The sequence below is a fragment of the Streptomyces lycii genome, assembly GCF_009735685.1.
In the GTDB taxonomy this organism is placed as follows: Bacteria; Actinomycetota; Actinomycetes; order Streptomycetales; family Streptomycetaceae; genus Streptomyces; species Streptomyces lycii.
The window spans coordinates 34,653-44,980 of record NZ_WHPN01000352.1; the positions used below are offsets into that span (position 1 = coordinate 34,653).

A 10,328-nucleotide genomic window follows, 5' to 3' on the forward strand; every position below is an offset into this window, starting at 1 on the left:
GACCGGGCCCTGGTGTGGTGGCGGGTCGGGTGCCGTGGCGGCCGGGTGAGGTGGCTGCCCGGGTGTGGCGGGTCGGGTGTCGTGACGTCCCGGGCGCGGTGGCGGTCCGGGTGCGGTGGCGGCCGCGGGGGGTGTGGAGCTGCGGTGTCGTGGCGGTGCGGTGTCGTGGGTGTGCGGCGCTGCGGCGCTGCGGCTCCGCGGCGTCGTGGGCCCGGGGCGCTGTGGTTCGGGCGCCCCGGGGCGTTGTGGTTTGCGCGGGGGCTGGGTTCCGCGGCGACGGGTTCCGTGGGACCCGGGGGCGCCGTGTGGGCCTGCTCTGCCGGGTTCGCGTCACGGGTGCCGTGGGCCGGGTGCCGTGGGCCGGCGCGCGGGACGGCGGTCCGCGGGACAGCCCCTAGAATCGGTCGGATGCACGCCCACCCCGTCCCCACCCCCGCCGCCGTCGGTGACGGTCTGCGAGCCGGGCTCGCGGAACTGCTCGACGGCCTGCCGTCGCGGCAGGCCGCGCAGGCCGTCGAGCGGCTGATCGCCAGCTACCGGGGCCGCACCCCGACCGACGCGCCGGTGCTCCGGGACCGGTCGGACGTGACCGCGTACGCCGCCTACCGGATGCCCGCGACCTTCGAGGCGGTGAGCGCCGCGCTCGGGGAGTTCCGGGACACGATGCCGCACTGGGCGCCGGACAGCCATGTGGACATCGGCGGCGGTACCGGGGCGGCCACCTGGGCCGTCGCGGCGGGCTGGCCCGGCGGCCGGTACCGGACGACGGTGCTGGACTGGGCCGAGCCCGCCCTCGCCCTGGGCGCCGAGCTGGCGGGGAAGTCCGGGACGACGGCCGCGCTCCGCGAGGCGGAATGGCGGCGCGCGGTGATCGGCGACGGACTGCGGCTGCCCGGCACCGACCTGGTCACCGTGTCGTACGTGCTGGGCGAACTGACCGGGGCCGACCGCGCGGCGGTGGTCGAGGAGGCGGCCCGCGCCGGGCAGGTCGTGGTGCTCGTCGAGCCGGGCACCCCGGAGGGCTACCTCCGGATCCGGCAGGCGCGGGACCGGCTCACGGAGGCCGGGCTGCGCACCGCCGCGCCCTGCCCGCACAGCGGCCGCTGCCCGATCGAGCCGGGCCGGGACTGGTGCCACTTCGCGGCCCGGGTGGGCCGGTCCTCGCTGCACCGGCAGGTCAAGGGCGGCTCGCTGCCGTACGAGGACGAGAAGTTCAGCTATGTGGTGGCCACCCGGCTCCCGGCGGCGGAGCCCGGCGGGGCTGCCGAGCCCGGCCGGGCCACGGGGGACGGCCGGGGCCCCGAGTCCGGCGGTGTCACGGCGAGCGGCGCGGCGGGCGCGGACCCGGCGGACACCGGGACGGCCGGAGGCCCGGGCGCGCAGGGGGCCGGGGGCGCGCGCGTGGTGCGCCGGCCGCAGCTGCGGAAGGGCCAGGTGCTGCTGGACCTGTGCACGCCCGAGGGGGCGCTGCGCCGGGAGACGGTGACGAAGCGGCACGGCGCGCGCTACCGGCAGGCCCGGGACACCGACTGGGGCGCGGTCTGGCCGCCGCCCGGGCGGGAAGAGCCGTAGGCGCGGAAGCGCGGTCACGGCAGCCGGGCTGGGGACGGCAGCCGGGCGAGGGACGGCAGCCGGGCGAGGGACGGCAGTCGGGCGAGGACGGCAGTCGGGCGAGGACGGAGTCTCGGCGAGGCACGGAAGCGTCGGTGGAGGCCCCGGGCGCGTGCGGGGCCGGGTGCGTGCGGTGCCGGGTGTAAGGGGCGGCCATCCCGGCGTGCGCCCCTTACACCCGGGGCCCTCGCGGGGCCCGTGCGTGTCAGTCCGGGCGGATTTCCAGCGTGCAGCACTTGACGCTGCCGCCGCCCTTGAGCAGTTCCGAGAGATCGAGGCCGACCGGTTCGTAACCGCGTTCGCGCAGCGGGCCGAAGAGGCCCACCGCGGCCTGCGGCAGCAGTACGTGGTGCCCGTCGGACACGGCGTTCAGGCCGAGCGCCAGCGCGTCCTCCTCCCCGGCGACCAGGGCGTCCGGGAACAGCCGGGCCAGCACGGCGCGGCTGCCGGGGGAGAAGGCCCCGGGGTAGTACATGACCTGGTCGCCGCCCAGCACGGCCAGGGCCGTGTCCAGGTGGTAGTAGCGCGGGTCGACGAGGTCGAGCCCGATGACCGGGCGGCCGAAGAACTCCTGTGCCTCCGGGTGGGACAGCGGGCTGCTGCGGAACCCGCGCCCGGCCAGCAGCCAGGAGTCGGTGACGGCGAAGTCGCCCTCGCCCTCGTTGACGTGTTCCGGTTCGCGGACGTCGGTGAAGCCGTGTGCCCGGAACCACTCGCGGTGCGCGGAGGCCTCGGGGGCGCGCTCGGCGTGGGCGAACCGGGCGCCGAGGACCCGGCCGCCGACGACGGTCGCGCCGTTCGCCGCGTAGACCATGTCGGGCAGGTCCGGCCGGGGTTCGAGGACCTCGACCGTGTGGCCGAGGGACAGATAGCGGTCGCGCAGGTCCTCCCACTGCGCGAGGGCCAGCGGCAAGTCGACCGGTTTCGAGGGGTCCATCCACGGGTTGATGGAGTAGGTCACCCGGAAGTGCGCCGGGGGGCACATCAAATACCGGCGAGGTGTGCCGGCGGTGACGGCGGAGCGGGCAGAGCGCAAGGGAGGCTCCTCACGGTGGTGGGATTCCGAGGCGCGCATACGCGTGATGCCTGCGCCTTCAGATCGTCCTCCCCGGGCACCTTTTCCGCATGAACCGTACGGGTGGTTCGCGTCTGGTCCGAACATCCTGTGGTGTACGACCCGAAGTGCCGAAGACAGCTCCGGACGGCACCCGGCACCCGGCTTCCGGCTTCCGTAGCCAACACCCGGCACCCGACGCCCGGCACCTGGCTTCCGGCACCAACACCCGGCAGGCTCCCGAACCCGGCATCCGGCACCCGGCATCCGGCACCCGGCATCCGGCATCCGGCACCCACTCCCGGCACCCGGTTCTCGGCCCCGGCTCCCCGCACCTCCCGTCGTCGAGACGAAACGTCTCGCCTCGCTCTGGTGGTAGGTTCGGGCCATGTCCGAGCAGCCACGCACACCCGATTCCGCCCGCCGCAGTGAGCGCTCCCGCCGCGCCATCCTGGACGCCGCCCTCGAACTCGTCGGGGAGGTGGGTTTCGGGAAGCTCACGATCGAGGCCATCGCCGCCCGCGCGGGTGTCGGCAAGCAGACCATCTACCGCTGGTGGCCCTCCAAGGCGTCGGTGCTCTTCGACTCCTTCCTCGCGCTGAGCGAGGACTCCGGAGGCCCGGTCCTGCCCGACACGGGCGATCTGGAGGCCGACCTCAAGCTCGTCCTGCGGGCCACCGCGGACGAGCTGGCCGACCCGAAGTACGACCTTCCCCTGCGGGCCCTCACAGCCGAGAGCCAGCACGACCCCGCGCTCGCCCGGGAGCTGAACGAAAAGGTCCTCGAACCGCAGCTCGCCGCCTTCGAGGCACGGTTGCGCAGTGCCCGGGACGCGGGCCGGATCTCGCCGCGGGCGGACCTGCGGGTGGCGCTCGAAATGCTCGTCGGCCCCCTCTACCACCGCTGGATGCTGCGCACCCTGCCGCTGACGCACGCGTACGCGGACTCCGTCGTCGAGACGGTGCTCAGGGGCCTCGCGCCCGGGCCGGAATCCGTGTGAGCGGACGCACACCGGCGTCCGCCATGTCCGGGATCAGGCGTCTTCTCCGCTACGAGAGGGCTGACGCGGAGTACCCCGGATGTGAACACCGGCCCCCGCCGGGGCCAGGATGGTGGCAGCATTGCAGCAGTGATCGGGCACCCGGGCCGACCGGGCAGCGGGGCAACGGCCGAAGTGAGGGGATGGATGGAACGCGAGAGCAGATTCTCCCAGTGGCTGCGCCGCCGCCCGAAAGGCGGCCCCCGAGGCGCGACAGGCCCCGGCGCGACCGCCGCCGAGCGTGAGGACCTGCTCCTGGCCGCCGCCGGCGCCGGCTTCCCGCTGGCCCAGGCCGCCCATCCGGAGGGGTACGGCTGTTCCTGCGACCGGATCGGCTGTCCCACTCCCGGACGCCATCCCGTCTCCTTCGCCTGGCAGACCCAGGCCTCCACCGACGCCGAGAAGATCGGCCGGCTGCTGCGGGCCAATCCGCTCGCCAACTTCGTCACCGCCACCGGCATCGACCACGACGTACTCGACGTGCCGGCCGAGGCCGGGCGCAGCGCCCTGGAGCGGCTGGACGAGTCCGGGATCGAGGTCGGCCCGGTCGCCGAGAGCGGTGGCGGCGGCTCCCTCGGTCGGCTGCTGTTCTTCACGGCCACCCGCGGCACCCCGGAGGACGAGGACGAGTGGTGGCCGTGCGAGCTGGACTGCCACCCCGAGACCATGGACGAGCACCCGGGGCTGCGCTGGCACTGCCGGGGCAGCTATGTGCTCGTACCGCCCGCCGTGCTGCCCGCCGAGGGGGCCGTGCGCTGGCTGCGCGGACCGGAGCTGCCGCTGCCGGACCCGCTGACCCTGCTGGAGACGCTCACCGATGCCTGCGCCCGGTTCGCGGGCGACGACGTGGACCTGGAGACGGCGGCCTGGCCGCTGGGCCGCTGACGCAGCCGGCCGGCNGCGGCCGGGCGAGCCGGGAGCCCGGTGGCCGGAGCGGCGGCCGGCGAAAAGGTGCCGCCGGTGACGGAAGGTGCCGGTGACGGAAGGGCCCGGCCGGGCAGGCCCTCGGAGCCCGCCGCCCGGGTCGTCCCCGCCGCCCCGCGGCATCGGCCGCCTCCCGGGCCTGGGCCGTTCCCGCGGGCCCGGGGCAGCCTCCGCCCCCGTCCCCTCAGTCGCCCTTGGCCGCGGTCAGCCCTTCGAGCCGGTTGAGGAAGGTGACCTGGCCGCCGTCGGCCTTGGTGGGGATCTTCACCGACGACTGGGAGATCCGTACCAGCGTGAGATTCTTCTTCGCCTCGCCCTCGAGCAGCGCGTTGGCCCGGGCGTCGTTGATCTTGTTGATGGTGAAGCCCTCGGCCATCGTCTGCCGCTGGGTGTGGTGCGCGGCGAAGAAGGCCATCGCGCCGCCGTCCTTCGTGCGCAGCGCCACCGGGACGTACTGCGGCGGCTTCGCCGGCTGGTCCGCGAACTGCGTCCAGTACTTCGGGGTCCTGCTCTCCTTCTCGCGGTACTCCAGCTGCCCGGACGTCGCGTAGCCGTCGGCGAACAGCTCGCCCTCGCCGGACTCGCCCGACTTCAGATAGCCGGTGTACGTGGTGGGGAGTTTCGCCGGGTCGGTCAGCAGGCCCGTCCCGTCCGTGACCGGCTCCGCCCAGCCGTCCTTGTCGAGCGCGAACTCCGGCACCTCGTCCTCGCTCAGGATCGACAGGTACGAGGCCTTCCAGGGCTCGGCGGCGCCGTTCCGGGTGAAGACGAACAGCCAGCGGTTCTCGTCCCGGTTGCTGTCGGTGTCGGCGACGAAGAACTTGGGCCAGCCCGCCTGCGCGGGTATCGCGAAGCGGGCGTCGGTCAGCTTCAGCTCCGGGTAGTCGGGCAGCCCGTCCGGGTTGTTCACGCGGCGGGCCTTGAGGTCGGCGCCGTTCATGGTGTTCAGCGCGCCCGTCTCGACCTTGGCGATGACGGCCGGGTCCAGCTTGCGATTGGCCTCGTTGTAGCCGTCGGTGAACGTCTCCAGGGCCTTCGCGGCCTCCGCCTTCGACACGGCGGGAATGACCTCCCGCTCGCCGTGCACCGTCACGCACCCGGTCAGCGTCACCATGACGGTGGCCGACAGGAACGCCGTCACCCGGGGCAGCCTGCGCTTCGCCGGGCCCGGGGCCGTCCCGCGCGCCGTCGCGGCACCGCGGCGCGGGGCACGCGCGTCCGCGGCGCCGTCACCGGCCGCCGGCGCCTCCCCGGAACCGGCGTTCCCGGGTCCGCTCGGAACGGCGGGACCCCCGACGCGCCGACTGCTTCCCCCGCCTTGCACCGGGGCACCTCCCAACGGTGGTCGGAGGAGCGCGCACCCGACGCCGCTCCTTCTTCCGCGGAGATCCACAAGACACCCCCTGAGGCCCTTCGGGCTGCTCGATTCGGCGCAACCCTACCGGGGGCGGACCGCGGCCCGGTGTCGGAGGGTCGTGCAATCATGCTCGGGCTCCGGTACCGCCGCACCGGCGGGCCGATCGTCTGGGGGGATGATGGCGGGTTCGATGACATACGGCGCGGCTCTGCGGGAGCTGCGGGGGGCGCAGAAGACGGCGAAGGGCGTCTCGCTGTACTCGCGCCACATCAACAGGCCGGCCGGGCGCGTGCTCGCCGCCGGGGCGTACCGACTGGGCCTCACGCCCCATCAGGTCACGCTGGTCAGCGCCTTTTTCAGCTTCGCGGCGGTGGCCGCTCTCGCGCTCGGCAGACCGTCCTGGGGGCTCGCCGCGGCCGTGTATCTCGGGCTCGCGGTCGGCTTCGCGTTCGACTCCGCCGACGGACAGCTGGCGAGGCTGCGCCGGGAGAGCAGCCCGGCGGGGGAGTGGCTGGACCACATCGTCGACGCCGCGAAGATCACCGCGCTGCACGCCGCCGTGCTCGTCTCGTTCCACCGCTTCTTCGACCTCCCGGGGCCGGGCTGGCTGCTGCTGCCCCTCGGCTTCCAGCTGGCCGCGGTGCTGATCTTCACGGGCGGGCTGCTGGCGGACAAGCTCAAGCCGAAGGCCGCGCCGGCGGCGGCCGGCACGGCCCCGGCCGCCGCGCCCTCGCGGCTCCGGTCGGTGGCGCTGCTGCCCGTCGACTACGGCGTCTTCTGCCTGGTCTTCCTGCTCCTGGGCAGCGAACGGGCGTTCCTGGCCGGCTACACCGCGCTGTTCGCGGTGCACGTGCTGTTCCTGGCCGCCTTCACGGCGAAGTGGTTCCGGGAACTGACTGCGATACGCCCGGCGTGACCGGCGGCGCCAGCGTGTCCAGCGCGCGGCGCAGCTGGGTGCTGGAGGTGTGCACGGTGTACGGGAAGTAGACCACCTCGACGCCCACCGTCCTGAAGTCCTCCTCCAGCCGGTGCCCCTTGGCGGTGCCGCGCCAGTCGTCGCCCTTGAAGATCACGTCGAAGCGGACCTGCTGCCAGGTCTCCAGCTTGTCCGGCACCGTCTCGACGAAGGCCGCGTCCACGAAGCGTACGGAGCGGACGATCTCCAGGCGTTCGACCAGCGGCACCACCGGCGCCCGCCCCTTCGCCAGCTCGGCCATCTCGTCCGAGACCACCCCGGCGACGAGGTAGTCGCACTGGCTGCGGGCGTGTCTCAGGATGTTCAGATGGCCGACGTGGAACAGGTCGTAAACGCCCGGTGCATAGCCCACGGTGTGCGGCATGTGGTGTTCCCCCCACTCGCGTCACGCGCTCCCCAGCGCGTTCAAGGCACCGACGATAGCGGGGCACGGCGTGCCTGAGCGGGCAGATGGCGAAACCGTAATGGCCAAAGAAAGACGGCATGTTGCACCGGTGAAAGGTTAGGGTGCATCCGATCGACTCTGGGGGGAGGAGAGCCGCCATGCCGGACATCGGCACGGCCGAGGGGGCGCGGGCCCGCAGGGTCCTGCTCGTATCGACCAACTACGCTCCTGAACAGGCCGGAATAGGCCCGTACGCCGCGCAGACCGCAGAGCACTGGGCCGCCGACGGGCGGACCGAGACGCATGTGCTCGCCGGCATCCCGCACTATCCGGCCTGGCGGGCCGACCCCGCCTACCGCGGCGTACGGCGGGTCACCGAGGAGCGCGCCGGGGTGCGGGTGCACCGCCGCCGGCACACCGTGCCCTCCCGGCAGACGGCGCTGCGCCGCGCCCTGTACGAGGCGTCGATCCTCGCCGGAGGACTCCTCGCGCCGCCGCGCACCGGCCCCCTGGACGCGGTCGTCGCCCAGCTTCCCAGCCTCGCGGGCGGTGTCCTCGGCGCCCGCATCGCGAGGCGGCACGGGGCGCCGTACGTCCCGGTCGTGCAGGACCTGATGGGTGCGGCCGCCGCGCAGAGCGGGATCAGCGGCGGCGGCCGGGCCGCGGGCGCTGCGGCGGCCGTCGAGCGGCATGTGCTGGGGCGGGCCACCCTGGTGGGCGTCATCCACGAGACCTTCGCCGACAAGGTCGCCGCCCTCGGCGTCGACCCGGACCGCATCCGGCTCGTGCCCAACTGGTCGCACGTGGCCCGGCCGTCCCGGACCCGCGCCGAGACCCGCGCCCGGCTGGGCTGGAGCGAGGACCGCACGGTCGTCCTGCACTCCGGCAACATGGGCCTCAAGCAGGGCCTGGAGGTGCTCGTCGAGGCCGCCCGCGCCGAACCGGGCGTGGACCTCGTCCTGATGGGCGACGGCAACCAGCGCGAACGGCTCCGCGAACTCGGCGCCGGACTGCCCAACCTCGTCTTCCTCCCGCCCGCCGACGACGAGGACTTCACGGACGTTCTCGCCGCCGCCGACGTCCTCGCCGTGACACAGCGCGCCTCGGTGCTCGACATGAGCATCCCGTCCAAGCTCACCTCGTACTTCGCCGCCGGCCGGCCCGTGGTCGCCTCCGTGGCGGAGGAGGGCGGCACGGCGGGGGAGGTGCGCCGCTCCGGCGCGGGCGTGCTCGTACCTCCGGAGGATCCCGGCGCGCTGCTGGCCGCGGTCCGTAAGCTGGCGGAAGACCCGGCCGCCGCACAGGCGCTGGGGGCGCGCGGGCCGGCGTACGTCGACGCGCACCTCAGCCGCGAGGCCGGACTGAAGCGGATCACCGCGCTCCTCGACGAGGCGCTGGAGACCCACGCACGGCAGAGGGGGACCCGCACATGACGGAACAGCCGGGCGCGCGGACGCACGAGGAACCGGACCTGCTGCGCGACCAGTTCCGGCAACTGCTGCGCTACCGGGGCCTGATCGCCGCGGGCGTGGCCGCCGGACTGCTCGGCGGGGCCTGGGTCGGCCTGGCCGGCGGTGAGGAGTACGTCGCCACCAGCGAGGTCACCGTGCGGTCCGCCTCCGTCGACCCCTTCGCCCCGGGCGGCTCCCCGGAGAAGGAGCTCAGCATGGGGTCCGAGGTGCAGACGGCGCTCAGCAGCGCGGTCGTCACCCGGGCCGCCGAGCAGCTGGACCTCCCCGGGGACACCGAGCGGATGCAGCAGGGACTCCAGGTCACCAACCCGCCCAACACCCTGGTGCTCCGCTTCTCCTACACCGACGCGTCGCCCGCGAACGCGGCGGAGGTCGCCAACGCCATCACCGACGCCTACCTCGACAACCGCGAGCGGCAGACCGAGTCCGTCATCGACAACATGGTCGAGGGATACGAGAACCAGCTCGAACCGCTGCGCGAACAGCGTGACGAGCTGGCCGAGCAGATCTCCGGGCTCGGCGAGGGACGCGCCCTCGACACCACCCTGTCGGTGCAGTCCTCCGTCATCGGCCGGATCTCCGAGCTGAACAACAGCATCACCAAGCTGAAGGCGCTCGACACCACCCCGGGCTTCGTCGTCCGCAAGGCCACCCCGCCGCACGCGCCCAGCGGTCCCGGGCTGTCCCTGCTCCTCGGGCTCGGCGGCGCCGTCGGCATCGGCATCGGGCTGCTCGCCGCCTGGGTGCGGCTGGTGTTCGACCCCACGGCCCGCTCCGAGAGCGATGTCGTCCGGGCCCTGCGCGCGCCGGTGCTCGGCACCCTCCCGCGCCGTCGCCGGGACGCCCCGGCCCGGCTGCTCGCCGAGGGCAGGCTCGCCGAGGAGTACCGCTCGGTGGCCTTCCGGCTCGCCTACGACCAGACGTTCGCCGACCGGCGCCGGCTGCTGGTCGTCGCCCCGCGCGGCTCGATCGACACCGCCGCCGCGGTCTCCGTGAACCTCGCCGCGTCCTTCGTCGAGATGGGCCGTGAGGTGCTGCTCGTCGAGGCCGACCTGCGTACCCCGATCCTCGCCGCCCGGCTGCGCTCGGCCGACGGCATCCGGCCCGGCTGGGCCCGTACGCCCGCGCGCGGCGACAACGGCTGGCCGACCGGTCTGCAGATCCCCATCGACGCCGGGGAGTCCGGCGCCTTCGACCTGATACCGGGCAGCAGGGTGCGCAATGTCGCCCGGGCGCTCACCTCCGGCCCGGCCAGCCGCCTCGTCTCCACCGCCGACGCCGCCGACTCGGTCGTGGTGGTCCTCGCGCCCGCGGTGCTCTCCTACGCCGACGCGATAGCCCTCGCCGACCGGGTCGACGGCGTGCTGGTCGTCTGCGACCCCCGGGAGGTGCGCCGCGACGACCTCGACCGGGTCCGGGAGCTGGTCGGCGGTGCGGGCGGCACCGTGCTCGGAGCGCTGTTGCACTCCGAGGGCGCCGGGGACCGCCCCGGCTTCCTCGGCCGCCGGAA

The 10,328-nt window shown here is 74.3% G+C and carries 9 protein-coding genes; 6 read left to right on the top strand and 3 right to left on the bottom strand.

What is annotated here, in order from left to right:
• The first annotated feature begins 408 nt into the window (after positions 1 to 408).
• Complete coding sequence (locus GCU69_RS23355) at positions 409 to 1,572, top strand: small ribosomal subunit Rsm22 family protein (RefSeq protein WP_156207088.1); 1,164 nt, start codon at positions 409 to 411, stop codon at positions 1,570 to 1,572.
• Between the two features lie 244 nt (positions 1,573 to 1,816).
• Here the strand turns inward: GCU69_RS23355 and ddaH are convergent, their stop codons facing one another.
• Positions 1,817 to 2,686 carry a dimethylargininase gene (gene ddaH, locus GCU69_RS23360; RefSeq protein ID WP_408055839.1) on the bottom strand — a complete coding sequence of 290 codons (870 nt, stop codon included), beginning with the start codon at positions 2,684 to 2,686 and terminating at the stop codon, positions 1,817 to 1,819.
• Between the two features lie 367 nt (positions 2,687 to 3,053).
• Between ddaH and GCU69_RS23365 the strand changes: the two genes are divergently transcribed.
• Complete coding sequence (locus GCU69_RS23365; protein WP_098751657.1) at positions 3,054 to 3,665, top strand: TetR/AcrR family transcriptional regulator; 612 nt, start codon at positions 3,054 to 3,056, stop codon at positions 3,663 to 3,665.
• Positions 3,666 to 3,851: 186 nt separating this feature from the next.
• Positions 3,852 to 4,589, top strand: coding sequence for a bifunctional DNA primase/polymerase (locus GCU69_RS23370; protein ID WP_098751656.1), 738 nt, complete (start codon positions 3,852 to 3,854; stop codon positions 4,587 to 4,589).
• Between the two features lie 223 nt (positions 4,590 to 4,812).
• Here the strand turns inward: GCU69_RS23370 and GCU69_RS23375 are convergent, their stop codons facing one another.
• Positions 4,813 to 5,769, bottom strand: a complete 957-nt coding sequence (locus GCU69_RS23375) for a hypothetical protein (RefSeq protein WP_235978651.1) — start codon at positions 5,767 to 5,769, stop codon at positions 4,813 to 4,815.
• 406 nt (positions 5,770 to 6,175) lie between these two features.
• On the opposite strand from GCU69_RS23375, the gene GCU69_RS23380 reads away from it, so the two are divergent.
• Positions 6,176 to 6,901, top strand: a complete 726-nt coding sequence (locus tag GCU69_RS23380) for a CDP-alcohol phosphatidyltransferase family protein (protein WP_235978652.1) — start codon at positions 6,176 to 6,178, stop codon at positions 6,899 to 6,901.
• Here GCU69_RS23380 and GCU69_RS23385 read toward each other — a convergent pair.
• Positions 6,855 to 7,325 carry an adenylyltransferase/cytidyltransferase family protein gene (locus tag GCU69_RS23385; RefSeq protein WP_098751655.1) on the bottom strand — a complete coding sequence of 157 codons (471 nt, stop codon included), beginning with the start codon at positions 7,323 to 7,325 and terminating at the stop codon, positions 6,855 to 6,857. The two genes, GCU69_RS23380 and GCU69_RS23385, sit on opposite strands and share 47 nt — an antisense overlap.
• A 179-nt stretch (positions 7,326 to 7,504) precedes the next feature.
• Between GCU69_RS23385 and GCU69_RS23390 the strand changes: the two genes are divergently transcribed.
• Together GCU69_RS23390 and GCU69_RS23395 are read left to right on the top strand one after the other, a co-directional pair.
• A complete protein-coding gene (locus tag GCU69_RS23390) occupies positions 7,505 to 8,779 on the top strand; it encodes a glycosyltransferase family 4 protein (protein ID WP_156207089.1) in 1,275 nt (424 codons plus the stop codon).
• The coding region (locus tag GCU69_RS23395) for a lipopolysaccharide biosynthesis protein (RefSeq protein ID WP_156207090.1) at positions 8,776 to 10,328 on the top strand (1,553 nt) is incomplete at its 3' end. The genes GCU69_RS23390 and GCU69_RS23395, both read left to right, overlap by 4 nt.